This window comes from Jannaschia formosa (genome assembly GCF_003340555.1).
In the GTDB taxonomy this organism is placed as follows: domain Bacteria; phylum Pseudomonadota; class Alphaproteobacteria; order Rhodobacterales; family Rhodobacteraceae; genus Jannaschia; species Jannaschia formosa.
On sequence record NZ_QPLJ01000045.1, the window covers coordinates 1 to 13,329 of the forward strand.

Annotated in this window: 17 protein-coding genes and 2 tRNA genes; 4 read left to right on the forward strand and 15 right to left on the reverse strand. The window is 69.4% G+C overall.

Annotation, left to right across the window (positions count from 1 at the left end; genetic code table 11):
* Positions 1–639: 639 nt before the first annotated feature.
* From DR046_RS21935 to DR046_RS21995, 13 genes are all read right to left on the reverse strand, one after another.
* Positions 640–714 (reverse strand) — tRNA-Phe (locus DR046_RS21935).
* A gap of 80 nt (positions 715–794) precedes the next feature.
* Positions 795–974 (reverse strand): DNA gyrase inhibitor YacG, encoded by a 180-nt coding sequence (locus DR046_RS21940; RefSeq protein WP_115384498.1) that lies wholly within the window; start codon positions 972–974, stop codon positions 795–797.
* Positions 971–1,978: a ribonuclease E/G gene (locus tag DR046_RS21945; protein ID WP_115384499.1), complete on the reverse strand. Its 1,008-nt coding sequence runs from the start codon at positions 1,976–1,978 to the stop codon at positions 971–973. The genes DR046_RS21940 and DR046_RS21945 overlap by 4 nt, the downstream gene beginning before the upstream one ends.
* Positions 1,975–2,541 (reverse strand): Maf family protein, encoded by a 567-nt coding sequence (locus DR046_RS21950; RefSeq protein ID WP_115384500.1) that lies wholly within the window; start codon positions 2,539–2,541, stop codon positions 1,975–1,977. The genes DR046_RS21945 and DR046_RS21950 overlap by 4 nt, the downstream gene beginning before the upstream one ends.
* Positions 2,542–2,567: 26 nt before the next feature.
* Complete coding sequence (gene infA, locus DR046_RS21955; RefSeq protein ID WP_007205486.1) at positions 2,568–2,786, reverse strand: translation initiation factor IF-1; 219 nt, start codon at positions 2,784–2,786, stop codon at positions 2,568–2,570.
* 67 nt (positions 2,787–2,853) lie between these two features.
* The gene (locus DR046_RS21960; RefSeq protein ID WP_115384501.1) at positions 2,854–3,714 is read right to left on the reverse strand and encodes a carbon-nitrogen hydrolase family protein; all 861 of its coding nucleotides are present in this window, start codon (positions 3,712–3,714) and stop codon (positions 2,854–2,856) included.
* A 61-nt stretch (positions 3,715–3,775) separates the two neighbouring features.
* Positions 3,776–4,354 carry a GNAT family N-acetyltransferase gene (locus DR046_RS21965; protein WP_115384502.1) on the reverse strand — a complete coding sequence of 193 codons (579 nt, stop codon included), beginning with the start codon at positions 4,352–4,354 and terminating at the stop codon, positions 3,776–3,778.
* Positions 4,351–4,809, reverse strand: a complete 459-nt coding sequence (locus tag DR046_RS21970; protein WP_115384503.1) for an arsenate-mycothiol transferase ArsC — start codon at positions 4,807–4,809, stop codon at positions 4,351–4,353. The genes DR046_RS21965 and DR046_RS21970 overlap by 4 nt, the downstream gene beginning before the upstream one ends.
* A gap of 1 nt (position 4,810) precedes the next feature.
* On the reverse strand, positions 4,811–5,281 hold the full coding sequence (locus tag DR046_RS21975) for a UPF0262 family protein (RefSeq protein WP_115384504.1): 471 nt from the start codon (positions 5,279–5,281) through the stop codon (positions 4,811–4,813).
* Positions 5,282–5,375: 94 nt separating this feature from the next.
* Positions 5,376–6,677, reverse strand: a complete 1,302-nt coding sequence (gene hisD, locus DR046_RS21980) for a histidinol dehydrogenase (RefSeq protein ID WP_115384505.1) — start codon at positions 6,675–6,677, stop codon at positions 5,376–5,378.
* Between the two features lie 78 nt (positions 6,678–6,755).
* Entirely contained in the window at positions 6,756–7,244 is a 489-nt protein-coding gene (locus tag DR046_RS21985) for a GNAT family N-acetyltransferase (RefSeq protein ID WP_115384506.1), read from the reverse strand.
* The gene (locus tag DR046_RS21990; protein WP_115384507.1) at positions 7,241–7,708 is read right to left on the reverse strand and encodes a DUF2948 family protein; all 468 of its coding nucleotides are present in this window, start codon (positions 7,706–7,708) and stop codon (positions 7,241–7,243) included. Before DR046_RS21990 ends, DR046_RS21985 begins: the two co-directional genes overlap by 4 nt.
* On the reverse strand, positions 7,705–7,857 hold the full coding sequence (locus DR046_RS21995; RefSeq protein ID WP_115384508.1) for a hypothetical protein: 153 nt from the start codon (positions 7,855–7,857) through the stop codon (positions 7,705–7,707). Before DR046_RS21995 ends, DR046_RS21990 begins: the two co-directional genes overlap by 4 nt.
* 104 nt (positions 7,858–7,961) lie before the next feature.
* On the opposite strand from DR046_RS21995, the gene DR046_RS22000 reads away from it, so the two are divergent.
* The 4 genes from DR046_RS22000 to DR046_RS22015 all read left to right on the forward strand — a co-directional run bounded on the left by DR046_RS22000 (position 7,962) and on the right by DR046_RS22015 (position 11,348).
* A tRNA-Thr gene (locus DR046_RS22000) sits at positions 7,962–8,036 on the forward strand.
* A 383-nt stretch (positions 8,037–8,419) separates the two neighbouring features.
* Positions 8,420–8,776, forward strand: coding sequence for a response regulator (locus DR046_RS22005; protein WP_115384509.1), 357 nt, complete (start codon positions 8,420–8,422; stop codon positions 8,774–8,776).
* Entirely contained in the window at positions 8,758–9,537 is a 780-nt protein-coding gene (locus DR046_RS22010) for a Crp/Fnr family transcriptional regulator (RefSeq protein WP_135227375.1), read from the forward strand. The genes DR046_RS22005 and DR046_RS22010 overlap by 19 nt, the downstream gene beginning before the upstream one ends.
* Before the next feature lie 143 nt (positions 9,538–9,680).
* Positions 9,681–11,348, forward strand: coding sequence for a phospholipase D-like domain-containing protein (locus DR046_RS22015; protein ID WP_167767239.1), 1,668 nt, complete (start codon positions 9,681–9,683; stop codon positions 11,346–11,348).
* A gap of 79 nt (positions 11,349–11,427) precedes the next feature.
* Here the strand turns inward: DR046_RS22015 and DR046_RS22020 are convergent, their stop codons facing one another.
* The gene (locus DR046_RS22020) at positions 11,428–12,144 is read right to left on the reverse strand and encodes an endonuclease/exonuclease/phosphatase family protein (protein ID WP_115384512.1); all 717 of its coding nucleotides are present in this window, start codon (positions 12,142–12,144) and stop codon (positions 11,428–11,430) included.
* Positions 12,145–12,190: 46 nt separating this feature from the next.
* The gene (locus DR046_RS22025) at positions 12,191–12,775 is read right to left on the reverse strand and encodes a YqgE/AlgH family protein (RefSeq protein WP_115384513.1); all 585 of its coding nucleotides are present in this window, start codon (positions 12,773–12,775) and stop codon (positions 12,191–12,193) included.
* Positions 12,776–13,329: the final 554 nt, after the last annotated feature.

The window sequence follows — 13,329 nt, forward strand, 5'->3', positions numbered from 1 at the left end:
ATCCGTTCGCGAAGGTCCATCGAGTAGGGTTTGCCCATCCGTCCACCTCCTTCCCAAAGTGAAGCAGACCGATGATCCCAAGGGAATCCTCAACGATTCAGATCAGAAGCAAACCGCTTTAACCAACTGCGCTACACCCTGACACACGCCGAAGCGTGCGGCAGCGTGAACCTAGGATGTGACGCAATCGGGGTCAATGATGCCCAGACGAAAAGAGGCCGCCCCGAAGGACGACCTCTCATAATGCAAGCCTTACGGCCAGAAGAACCCGAGAAGCCAGCCAAGGAGCACAAGCCCCAAGGAAAGCTCCACGCGATACTTCGTACCGCACGGCTTGCTGGCTTCGAGGATGAGCGTTGCCCGCATGGGCACCTCCATCACGGACAGGTTGGGGGACGCTTAGAGTACCAGCTTGACCCACCTGTAACGCCAGTTGCCGCAATTGAGCCTTCAAAGACAGCAGGGATTGCGGCCAACCACTGGTCTTACCCCTCACATGGGGACGCCTTGTGCCCGACGCAAGGGCAGGCCCAACATTTTGTCTCAAGATCAAACCGTGAACCTGAGCAAAAAACGAGACAACGCCCCGGAGGGCGTTTCTTATTTTCCGTCTAAGTCACTGTTTGTGATTGGTTTTTGTGGTGCCCGGGGGCGGAATCGAACCACCGACACGAGGATTTTCAATCCACTGCTCTACCCCTGAGCTACCCAGGCACGAGTGCGGCGAACAGCTGTCCGGCGCGGGGTGGGCGTCACTTAGGACAGGCGCGGACGGGTGTCCAGACCCGAAATCGTCAGTCGTCGCGGGGCTTGTCGGCGTGCTGCCCGGCCGCCTCTCCGGCGTCCTCCGGCTCGTCGGTCGGCACGGCATAGCCGCCCGTCAGCCAGCGGCCGAGATCGACATCGGCGCAGCGCTTCGAGCAGAACGGGCGATAGGCCGAATCGGTCGGTTTGTCGCAGATCGGACAGCTCACAGCAGCTCCTCCAGCGGGATGCGCTCGCGCCTGCGGGTCAGCTCCATGTGGCCCAGCGGCGTCCAGCCGATCAGCGAGGTCTCGACCGGATCGTCGCGGAACGCGCCGCGCAGGGCGGCCTCGAAGCCCCGGCGGTCCTTCTTCGGCATCGGGGCGAGGTCCAGCACGATCTGGCCGCCAAGGCCCCGGAGACGCAGCTGGCGCGGCAGCTCCTTCGCGAGGGCGAGGTTCGCGCGCAGCCCGCCCGCACCGCCCTCGGGCGTGTTCACGTCGATGGCGACCAGCGCGCGGGTCGGCTCGATCCAGAGCGTGACGGGGCCGATCTCGACCCTCGGCCCGCGCAGCGCGTCGAGCTGGTCGAGGACGGGGTCCCAATCCTCGGAGACCGGCGCCGCAGGCCATTCGCGCCAGGCCAGCATGTGCGCATCCGGTCCGTCGAGCAGATGCTCCGGCCCCGAGCCGTCATCCTGCAGCACGGATTGCGCGACGGCCCAGGTCTCGTCGATATCGGCGTCGATCTCGTCCATGTCGGCCTCGGCGGCGGCGCTGCGCAGGATCAGGCCGATGCGGCCCTTCTCCTCCGGCAGGCGCTCATGCGCGATCTCCAGCAGGCGGTCGCGGGTGTCGGCATCCTTGACCGATCGGGCGACGTTCACCCCCGGCGCGTCCGGCGTCACGATGCAGAGCTTCGACTTGAACAGCACCCGGTCCGTGACCGGCACGGCCTTCCCCGGCTCGGCATGGCCGTTGACCTGGACCAGCAGCTCCTGCCCCGGCTCCAGCCCCTTGGCGTTGCGGTGCCAGGCGGTCAGCCCGTCGGGCAGCTTCATGAACATGCCGCCCTGCCCCTTCACGGGTCGGTCGCAGACCGCGCGGTAGACGGCGCCGGGGCGCGGGTGGTCGTCCTTCGGGTCGATCAGCAGGTCGTGCAGCCGGCCGTTCTTCAGCCAGGCGGCGGCGGGGCGACCCTCGTGATGGCCGAGGACGATCTGGTTCTCGTTCATGTCCAGAGCCTCACGCCCGCTTGTTGCAAAAGGTTCGCCGTCTCGTGCAGCGGCAGGCCGACGATGCCGGAATGGCTGCCCTCGATCCAGGTCACGAAGGCGGCGGCCGGCCCCTGGATGGCGTAGGCGCCGGCCTTGCCCTGCCAGTCGCCGGTAGCGAGGTAGCCCGCGACCTCCTCGTCGGAGAGCCGCTTGAGCCTGACCGAGGAGACGGAAGTCCGATGCCATTCCGCCCCGCCCCTGCGGACGGAGACGCAGGTGACGACCTTGTGGCGGCGGCCCGAGATCAGGCGCAGGAAATCGGCGGCCTCCGCCGCATCCGCCGCCTTGCCGAGGACCCGCCGCCCGACGGCGACGGTCGTGTCGGCACAGAGCACGACGTCCTCGGGCCCCGCCTCGACGGCGGCGAGCTTGGCCGCCGTGATCCGCTCGCAATAGCGGCGCGGCAATTCGGCCGGCAGGGGCGTCTCGTCGATATCGGGAGGGCGCACGGCGTCGGGGGTCAGGCCGAGCTGGGCGAGAAGCTCCAGCCGCCGGGGCGATCCCGATCCGAGGATGAACATCGTGTCGTAACCCCCTTACGGGACGGTTACTTGAACCGGTAGTTGATGCGACCCTTGGTCAAGTCGTAGGGCGTCATCTCGACCTGCACCTTGTCGCCAGCCAGCACGCGGATGCGGTTCTTGCGCATCTTGCCCGCCGTATGCGCGATGATCTCATGGCCGTTCTCGAGCTCGACCCGGAATGTCGCATTCGGCAGGAGTTCCTTCACGACGCCGGGGAATTCGAGAAGCTCTTCCTTGGCCATGGTTTCTCCTGGATTGGGGCCGCACCTTGCGGCAGATGCGGGTAGATGGGCGCAAAGGGCGCAAGTTTCAAGCGCGAAATCGCCGCGCCGCGGCGGCGGCCTCTCCCCTGTGGGCATGGCCGCGCACGACGCCCCGGTCGCGCAGGCGCGCGATGGCGGCGGGCTCGATCGTGGCGCGGGTCCAGCCGGGCGCGTCCATCGCGCCTTCGGCGACGATTCCCGTCTCAGGGAAGCCCAGATCCGGCGGGGCGTAGATCGCGGCCCGGCCCCGGTTCTCATCGACGGCAGGGGACCAGGGGCAGGCCCCGACCGTGGGCGAATGGAGCGCGACGCATTGCCCCTCCAGCGCGCGGGCCATGGCGCCGACGCGGACGCGGGTGAAGCCCGCGACGGTGTCGGTGCAGGAGGGGACGAGCAGAAGATCGGCACCGGCCGCCACCAGCGCCTCGCCCAGGGCGGGAAACTCGGCGTCGTAGCAGATCAGCACGCCGACCGTGAACTCCCCCACCCGGAAGACGCGCAGCGGGTCGCCGGACCGGATGTCCCAGGACCGCTCGAACATCGTCATGACCTGCTTGTCCTGATGGCCGAGCGTCCCGTCCGGTCCGTGGAGCCAGGTGCGGTTGACAGGGCGCGCGCCCCCGGCGTCCCAGGGGCCGGAGGGCGCGAGAATGTGGGCGCGATGCCGCCGCGCGAGATCGGCCCAGACCTCCTGCGCCGCGGGCCCATGACGTGCGGCGGCGTGAAGCGAGGCCTCCAGGTCTCCGGCGGTTTCGGAGCCGTCGAGATGCGCGAGCTCCATGGCGCCGTATTCCGGGAAGACGAGGAGGTCGGCCTCGGCCCGTTCCACCCATTCGGCGGCCTTCCGCGCCCAGGCGTCGAAATCGGTCACGGGGTCCAACGGATAGGCGGCGACGGCGACCTTCATAGTCGGAGACAAGATCCCGCCGAAGCGATCTGCGAATGACCTCGGAGGCATATTTCGCTGCTCACAGCTCGCGCGCCCAGAACTGGAGCGGCTTCTCCGTCGGGGCCTCGTCCCCGATGTCACGCCACGAGAAGTGCGCCACCGCGCCCGGGACCGGCGCGTAGCCACGTCCGCGCCAGAAGGCGTCGTGGCTGCGCGCGCCCTCGGGGCGGGCGGGGTGGTCCCCGGGCCGGATGACGGAGCAGAAGGCCGCGCGCCTTCGCCCGAGCGCACGGGCCTCGGCCTCGCGCGCGTCGAAGAAGCGGTGGCCGAGGCCCTGCCCGCGAAAGGCGGGCAGCAGCACCGACTCGGCGAGGTAGTAGATCGCGCCCAGATCCTCGCCCGCGAAGGCGGCGGCGAAGTCTTCGGCATGCCGCTCCATCGGGGCGGCGGTCGCGGCGCCGACCATCTCGGCCCCGTCGAAAGCGCCGACGACGACCGCGCCGGGCGGGCGATATGCGGCGAGATATTGGCGCTCATAGTCCATGTCGCCGTCGTAGAGATAGGGCCAGTCACGGAAGACCGCGATCCGCAGCCGGGCCAGCGCATCGAGATGCGGTGCGAGGGCGTCGCCGCGAAGCGTCTCGATGCGGAGAGTCATGTCGGGAACCGCGCCCGGAGCCGCTCCGCGATCTGGTCGCGCACCTCCCTGTAGCTCGCGAGCTTCGCCTCCCGCGTCTCGCCCAGCCCCGTGGGGTCCATGATCGGCCAGTATTCGACGTCGATATGGGCGTGGCGGGCCAGTTCCTGCGCCATGCGCTGCGACGCGGGCGACAGCGCGACGATGAGATCGAAGCCTTCCAGATCGTCGCCCCATTCCTGCATCTCCTGGAAGGACCGGGTGCGGTGGCGCGACAGCTCCACCCCGATCTCGTCGCAGACGGCGATGGTGAAGCCGTCGATCTCCAGGTCGTTCTTCACCCCCGCCGACTGCACATAGATCCGCATCCCGTGCATCTGCTTCATCAGCCCCTCGGCCATGGGGGAGCGGACGGCGTTGTGGTCGCAGCAGAACAGGACCGATTGCGGCAGCTTGGCGGGGGCGGCGCCGCCCATCTCAGCCCCCGAAATGCAGGACGCAGATCAGCGTGAAGAGACGGCGCGAGGTGTCGGTGTCGATCTCCGCCTTTCCCTCCAGCCGTTCCTGGAGGATGCGGGCGCCCTCGTTGTGGATGCCGCGGCGGGCCATGTCGATCGCCTCGATCTGCGAGGGGGGCAGCTTCTTGACCGCGTCGAAATAGGCCTCGCAGATCTGCCAGTAATCCTTCACCACCTGCCGGAACGGCCCGAGCGAGAGGTGGAAGGCGCCGGCGGGGCCGCCTTCGGTCGAGATCTCGAAGACGAGCCGGCGGTCGCGGATGGCCAGATGCAGGTCGTAAGGCCCCGGCGGCGCGCCCTCGACTCGGAGCGCGAAGGAATTCTGCTCCAGCAGGTCGAAGATGGCGACGGCCCTCTCCTGCTCGATCTCGGGGGTGGGCGTGGCCAGGCCGCTGTCGTCGATCGTGATGTTGGCGATGCGGGCGGTCATGGGCGGCCTTCGATCTGCGGTCGGAACGGCGTCCTTGGTGCCACGGGCCGGGACGGGCCGCAACGGGCTCGGGTCGGGCGCCGCGGCCCCCGGTTCAGCCGTTCAGCCGGTCGAGACGCGCCTGCACCGACAGGCCATGCGCCTCCAGGCTCTCGGACCCGGCCAGCGTGACCGCCGCCGGGCCGATGGCGCGCAGGGATTCGGGCGTCATCCGGGCCAGGGTCGTGCGCTTGAGGAAGTCCATCACCGACAGGCCCGAGGAGAACCGGGCCGACCGCGCCGTCGGCAGCACGTGGTTGGGGCCCCCGACATAGTCGCCGATGGCCTCGGGCGTCCACTGGCCGAGGAAGATGGCGCCCGCATGGGTGATCTTCGCGGCCAGGGCGTCGGGGTCGGCCACGGCCAGTTCCAGATGCTCGGGCGCGATCCGGTTCGAGAGCGTCGCCGCCTCGTCGAGGTCGCGCACCGTCACGATGGCACCGAAGTCGCGCCAGGAGGCGCCGGCGATCGCACGCCGCTCCAGCGTCGCGAGCCGCGCCTCGACGGCGTCGGCCACCGCGCGCCCGAACGCGGCATCGTCGGTTATCAGGATCGACTGGGCGCTCTCGTCATGCTCGGCCTGGCTCAACAGGTCGACGGCGATCCAGTCGGGATCGTTGTCGCCATCGGCGACAACGAGGATCTCTGAGGGCCCGGCGATCATGTCGATGCCGACGCGGCCGAAGACGCGCCGCTTGGCGGCCGCGACAAAGGCGTTGCCGGGACCGGTGATCTTGTCGACGGGGGCGATGGTCGCGGTGCCGTAGGCCATGGCGGCGACGGCCTGCGCGCCGCCGATGCGGTAGATCTCGTCCACGCCCGAAAGCTGCGCGGCGAGCAGCACCAGCGGGTTCAGCACGCCGCCGGGGGTTGGCACGCACATCACCAGCCGCCGCACTCCGGCGACGCGGGCGGGGACGGCGTTCATCAGCACGCTGGACGGGTAGCTCGCCAGCCCGCCGGGGACATAGAGCCCCGCCGCGTCCACCGGCCCCCAGCGCCAGCCGAGCGTGGCGCCGGTCTCGTCGGTCCAGCTTTCGTCCCGGGGCATCTGGCGGGCGTGGTAGGCGCGGATGCGCTCGGCGGCGAGCGCCAAGGCCGCCCGCTCCGCCTCGGGAACCCGGGCCACCGCCGCCCCGATCTCTTCCCCGGTGACGCGCAGCGTCCCGGGGGTGAGGTTGAGCCGGTCGAAGCGCGCCGTCAACTCGATCACCGCCGCGTCGCCGCGCGCACGCACATCGGCGATGATCGCGGCGACGGCGTCGTCCACATCGGGCGAATCCTCGCGCTTCATGGTCAGCAGCGCGCCGAACCGGCGCTCGAAATCGGGGTCGGTCGTGTCGAGGAACTGGGGCATCCGGGCGCTCCGCGTCAGGGTCGCGTCTCGTTAACGGGGTTGCGCGAGGGGGGCCAGCCCCCGGCGGCGCGGGCGGGCCTACAGTCGGCGCGTCATCAGCACGTCGTCCTCGGAGCCGTGATCGAGGCGGATCGCATCCTCGCGCCGGGCGATTTCGCGGAACCCGTGCCGCGCGTAGAAGCCCCGCGCGCGCGCATTCCGCACCGCGACCCAGAGGTCGAGCCAGGTCACGCCGGACTCCCTGGCGCGGGCCGCCAGTGCCTCCATCAGGGCATCCGCCGCGCCGGTGCCGCGCTGCGACTCGGTCAGGAAGAACGGCCCGATATCGGCCCGGTGGTGCAGCCGGTCCAGCTGCCAGAGGTGCAGGCCCGCGAAGCCGATCAGCGTGTCGCCGGCGAAGAGCCCGTGCAGGTTGCCCCGCGAGACGGAGTCCACGGCCTGCTCCGCCCGCATCTCGCCCACTTCCCGCGGGGACAGAAGGAAGGCGGCGGGGTGGGTGCGGGTCGCCTCGATCATCATCAGGCGCCACGCGGCGCCATCCCCGGCAGCCAGGGGGCGGACGATCATGTGTCGTGACTGGGCGCGCGGCCCGAGATCGCCGCATGAGGCCGGGTCACGTCGGTGAGCGTCAGGTCGAGGCAGTCGCAGTGCGCCTCGACCAGCCCGTCCCCCGCGAAGGTCAGGCGCAGGTGGCCGGAGGTGTCGCCCTCCTCGCCCGAGGGCACCCAGTCGAGCGACAGCAGCGACAGCACCGTGTCGGGGTCCCCCGGCACGACCCCCTGCCCGCGCACGCCGGTGACCTCGGTGACGCTGAGCAGGCTGCGCACCCGCTCGGGCGTGGCGGTCCCGTTCTCCCAGCGGAAACGGTTGAGCAGCAGGGCGAGCCTGCCGTCGCGTTGCGTGAATCGCATGTCGGAGGCAGGCAGGACCGAATCCTGGCAGAGCGCCGAGACGACCTGCAGGTCCTCGGCATCGGTCGCCCAGAGCCGGACGGGACGGCCTGCGGCCTCGTGAAAGCGGGCATCGGTCATTCTTCGGCAGCGACCTCGTCTTCAGGGGCCTCCCCGTCGGTCTCGGCGCGGGCCGCGCGGGCGCGCGCCTGCGCCTTGCGGCGGGCCATGTTGGACTTCAGCGCGGCCTTGAGCCGCTCGTCGCGGGAGGAAGGATCGGAACGGGGCATCTCCCTCCAGATGTAGGCCCGGGACGCGCGCGGGTCCAGTCGCCAGCGGGCGCCAGAGAGGGGTTGCGCAGGCTGGCGGATGCGTCTAATCGGCGGCGCGTGTCGCTGCTGTAGCTCAGAGGTAGAGCACTCCCTTGGTAAGGGAGAGGTCGAGAGTTCAATTCTCTCCAGCAGCACCATCCCTCCTGCGACCCCTTCGGATCTCACGCGCTCCATCACGTCGGCGCATCCCATTCGTGACGCTGCGAGCCCTGCGGGCCGAGAGGCGGGCCGGCAGCCCAGTCCTCCCCGGGAGCCTCCCGGGCACCGGCTGGCGAGGAAAAAAGCCCCGAACCGCGGTCCGGCCGGGCCGGCGCGAGGCGCGAAGGTTGACTCGCTTGTTTTCCGGTGAAAGCCGTGCAAATAACGTCGGCCAAAGAGGAAACCCTGTCGGTGGGTCGCCTCGGATGAAATCATGAGCCGTGGGCCATTCGGCGCCGCGCTCTGGACGGAGCGACACGATGGTGCAGGTAACGCATTCCCGGACAGCGCGTCGCAGGTCTCCCGGCCTTCGGATCCGCCCGTGAGCGCCGATCGCGACATCCTGCTGGTCGAGGACGAGGCGTTCATCGCGATCGAGACCGAGATGGCCCTGCAGGATTACCAGCAGGGTCCGGTGCGCGTCGTCTCGAACGCAAAGGCGGCCTTCGCCTATCTCGAAGGTGCGACGCCGCGGGCGGCGCTGCTCGACTTCAACCTGGGGCGCGGCGAGACCAGCGAGGCGCTGGCCCATGCGCTTCTGGACCGGGGCATCCCCTTCGCCTTCCTGACCGGCTACAGCGAGGCCACGATGACGCTGCCGGACCGGCTGCTGGCCGCACCGCGTTTCTCGAAGCCCTGTCATGTCGAGGAAGTCGTCGCATGGCTGGACGGGAAATGACCGAGAACGGCATCGACCTGCGGACCGCCGCCGAGGAGCCGGAGAGGCGCCCGGGCGGGTCGCCGTTCCTTGGCCTGTTCCTGCGTCGCCGCAGCGATCTGACAGACGAGGCGCTGGAGGCGCTTGCCTCGATCCCGGTGGAGCGCAGGGTGTTCGGCGATGGCGAGACGATCGTCGCCTATGGCCCGACCCTCCGCAGAAGCTGCCTTCTGATCCGCGGCACGGCGCTCCGAAACCATCCCGACAAGGGCGGCCTGACCGGGATCAGCGCGATCTGCCTGCCCGGCGACTTCATGGATCTGCACGCCTATCCGCTGGCCGATCTGGACCACGACATCGTCGCGGTCGGCCGCTCCGTCGTCGAGTTCGTCGAACATGACGACCTCGACGCCCTGATCCTGCGGCATCCCCGGATCGGTCTGGCGCTGTGGCGAGAGACGCTGGTCGACGCGCAGATCCACCGGACTTGGGTCATCGCCAGCTCCAACCTGCAGGCCTCGCAGCGCATCGCCCATCTGCTCTGCGAGATGGAGTTCCGGCTCAGGCGCGTCGGCCTGGCTGATGGCGGTCATTTCACGACCTCGCTCGATCAGAAGACCGTCGCGGCGATCCTCGGGCTGTCGGCGGTGCACGTGAACCGGGCGGTGCAGGAACTGCGCACCACGGGCCTGCTGGTCTGGACGCGGCAATCCGTTCACCTGCCCAACCTGGCCGAGATCCGGGACTTCGCCCGCTTCGACTCGACCTATCTCGACGGCTGACGGGTCAGGGGCTGGCGCGCGGGCCAATCAACGCGGACGCAGTTCGACACCCTGCCGAACCCAAACGCCTCGGTCGGCGTTGACCTCCGAACCCCAAACGCGCGGCGCTGCCGAATGGTTGCCGTCGAGAATGGAGGATGACGATGGACGACCAAGGACCGCAGATCGCCACGACCTTCGGGCAAGGCCTTTTCGACGACAAGACCTTCTGGCGGGTAGAACGTGCCGACCGGCTGAGGGTGATCATCGATGCGGCGCGCTACTTCGTCCACCTGCGTGACGCGCTGCGTCAGGCGAAGCACAGCATCTACCTGATCGGCTGGGATTTCGACCTGCGGCTGGAGATGCAGCCAGGGGAGAGCGATGAGGACGGCAACGCCCCCGACGGCCTGCCCAACCGGCTGGGCGAGTTCCTCAAGCACCTCGTCGAGGCGGAGCCGGGCCTGTCGCTCTACATCCTGAAATGGGACAAGGCGATGGTGACCGAGATCCCGCAGCAGGCGACCGAGACGCTGTCGCTGACCTTCGCCTCCGACCGGATCCATTTCGCGCTCGACAGCCATCACCCAGTCGCCGCGACCCATCACCAGAAGATCGTTGTCATCGACGACCAGCTTGCCTTCTGCGGCGGCATCGACGTGACCGGCGGGCGCTGGGACACCCGCGATCACCTGCCGGAGGACCCGCGCCGCGTCCTGCCGGACGGCACGCCCCACAAGCCGTGGCATGACGTGACGACCGCGATGTCGGGACGGATCGCGGTGGCGCTGGGCGACTTGGCCCGCGGCCGCTGGAAGGCCGCGACCGGAGATGAGCTCGACCCGCCGCAGGGGGCGCCGCTCCCCTGGCCCGACGACCTCGCCTCGGACCTCGAGGGTATCGACGTCGCCATCGCACGCACCGCGCCGGACTATCACGACCAGGACGCCATCACCGAGATCGAAAGCTTCTACCTCGCCGCCATCGAGAGCGCGCAGAAGACGATCTACCTCGAAAGCCAGTACTTCGCCTCCGGCTCCATCTGCCGCGCGCTGGAAGCGCGGCTGGCCGAGCCGGACGGGCCCGAGATCGTGGTGATCAACCCGCTGGAAGCCGACGGCTTCTTCGAGCACGAACTGATGGACACCGCCCGCGCCCGCATGATCGAGCGCGTCAGCGACGCCGCCGACAGGGGCAACGGACGGTTCCGCATCCTCTATCCGGTCAACGCCGCAGAGACCCCGATCTATGTCCATGCCAAGGTGTTGATCGTCGACGACCGGCTGGTGCGGGTTGGCTCTTCGAACATCAACAACCGGTCCATGGATTTCGATACGGAGTGCGACGTCGCCTTCGCCTGCACGACGTCCGAACAGCGGGACTATGCGCTGTGCCTGCGTCACTCCCTGCTGGCCGAGCACCTGGATTGCGAGGTCGAGACGGTCGCCCGCGCCATCCGCGAGGAGGGCTCGCTCATCGGTGCCATCGAGCGGCTCTCGCCCCGTGACGGCCGCCGACTGGTCCCGCTCCAGCCTGAAGGGCCGTCCGAGGCCAAGCGACATATCGGCGAAAAGCTCCTGTTCGACGACGACGCGCAACCGCACAAGCATCCCGACCCGGCGCGCAAGGTCGCCCATCGCGCGATGCGCACCGTGTCTCCCTATCATGTCGAGGCCGCCAGCATCGGGAGCGCAGTCGTCACCGCGCTGGCCGTCGGCGCGGTGGTCTGGGGCGGCCTGCATCTCTATCGCCGCTATCGGCGCCAGCCCCTCGCCGCGCCCCCGGTCCTGCGTCACGTCGACCCGCTGCGCGGCTCCGACAGGCTCGAGTGAAGCGTCGGACAATTTCGTGGGGTCAGAATGGCCCGAAAAGGCCTCGAGAGTGCGCGCAGCCCGGCCGGGTCTTTTCGGGTCAATGTTGTCGTTTGGCGCCATGGGCGACGGGTCGGACGCCGCCGGTCACGGCGACGGTGGCCGTCACCGGAAGGTGATCCGACGCACGGCGCGCGGCGGGCGAGCGGTGAACCTCCAGCTCCGTCAGCCGCAGGGCCGGACCCGTGGCGATGCGGTCGAGGCTCAGGCTGGGGCGGGACGCGTGAAACGTCGGCGGAGGCACGTGCCAGGTCCAGCCCGGCGGAAGCGGCAGCGGCGTCCGCCGCCATTCGTTCAGGTCCCCGGCCAGCAGCGTCGCGGGCCCGAGATCGTCGAGATGGGTTCTGAGCGCCGCAAGCTGCAGCACCCGGTCCCTGCGGCGCAACCCGAGATGGGCGCCGACGATGCCGATCGGCGCGACCCCGGTGAGCGAGACCGCCAGCGCGCCCCGCGGTTCCAGCCCGGGCAGGTCGATCCGCTCGCTCGCGCCGATCCGCCACCCTGGTCGCAGCAGTACGGCGTTGCCATGATGACCGATCGACGGCGTCAGCGCGTCGGTCGGCACCGCATGCCAGCCCGCGTCCCGCAGGGCGGCCGCGGGAATCGCCGGGTGGCGCGGGCGCACACGCTTGTCGGCTTCCTGAAGGATCGCGATCTGGGCGCCGGTCTCGTCCAGCACGCGCAGGATCCGTTCCGGATCCCGGCGCCAGTCGAGCCCGACCGCCTTGCGGATGTTCCAGCTGACGATGCGGATCATCGGACCCCGCCGGAACGGTGCGGGTCAGGCCTGCCGAGGGCAGCCGTCACGCGTAGCCGGAGACGCCCGACAGGTTCGACGGCGTGACTCGCATCTGGTGCATCGCTCTCTCCCACCGGTCTCCGGCCGGAGTGTCGAACAGGTCCTCGTCCTCGACATGCAGGGTCAGCCACATCCCGCGCCCGAGTTCCGCCTCCAGCGCGCCGGGGCCCCAGGCGCAATGGCCCATCGCGATGAAGGCATTGGCCAGCAGGTTCTGTTCCGCGAGGCGCCGCAGGACGGCGGTCCCGGGCGTGATCGAGATCGTCTCGGTGATCTGCACGCCCTTCGGATCGCCCGGCTCGATGGGCGTGTGCAGCGTCACGACCCCGTCGATCCCGGCCGGTCCCCCGGCATGGACGGGCAGGCCCAGCGGCACCCGGGGCGGCTGAAGATCCTTCTCGACGAACAGCCGGCGCAGCGTCATGTTTAGCGCCGGTCGGTTGATGAGGACGCCGATCGCACCCTTCTCGGAATGCGCGCAGACAAGGATGACCGATTTCCGGAACGCGCGATCCTTGATGACGGGCGTGGCGACGAGAAGCCGCCCCGAGAGGTCGCCGGAAAGGTCGGTCAGCTTGAGAGGTGACATCGCGTCTCGTCCGTTCAGATTTGGGCGCCATCGAGGGATGGCCGTTGCAGGTTCGCGGTCGGCCCGGGTCGAGCCGGTCGATCACAGGGAAACCGCCCGATCCCGCACCCCGGCCTGCCCGCATTTCACCGTATCGGCACGACGGTTCCGCATCCGCCATATCGCCGACCGTCCTGCGGTCGCCGGGGTCGCCGGATCGGCTAGCTCCCATGTTGTCAAGCCTGACGAAGGAACAGGGTCGCTGCAATCGCGGCCGCGGCGGTTTTCTCAAGTGTTAATCCTCGTCGGCACATCTCCGCCGCTGGACGGGTCGCCGAGTCCGGAGGACGCGCCAGCCCCCCGAACGGCGCGGCGATGCGCGGAGGCGGAGACCCCGACGAAAGAGGAGAGCAGAGCGACACGCTTGGGCACAACGGATGCCGTCGGGGGACGCTTAGACCCCATGATCGGGATGTGAGCTGACTGGGCCGGCGGCCTCTCCCGCGGCATTCTGCATTCGAGGGTTGCGCCGGATTGGCCGGCGCCGAGCCTCAAGAACGGGGGAGAGACCGCAT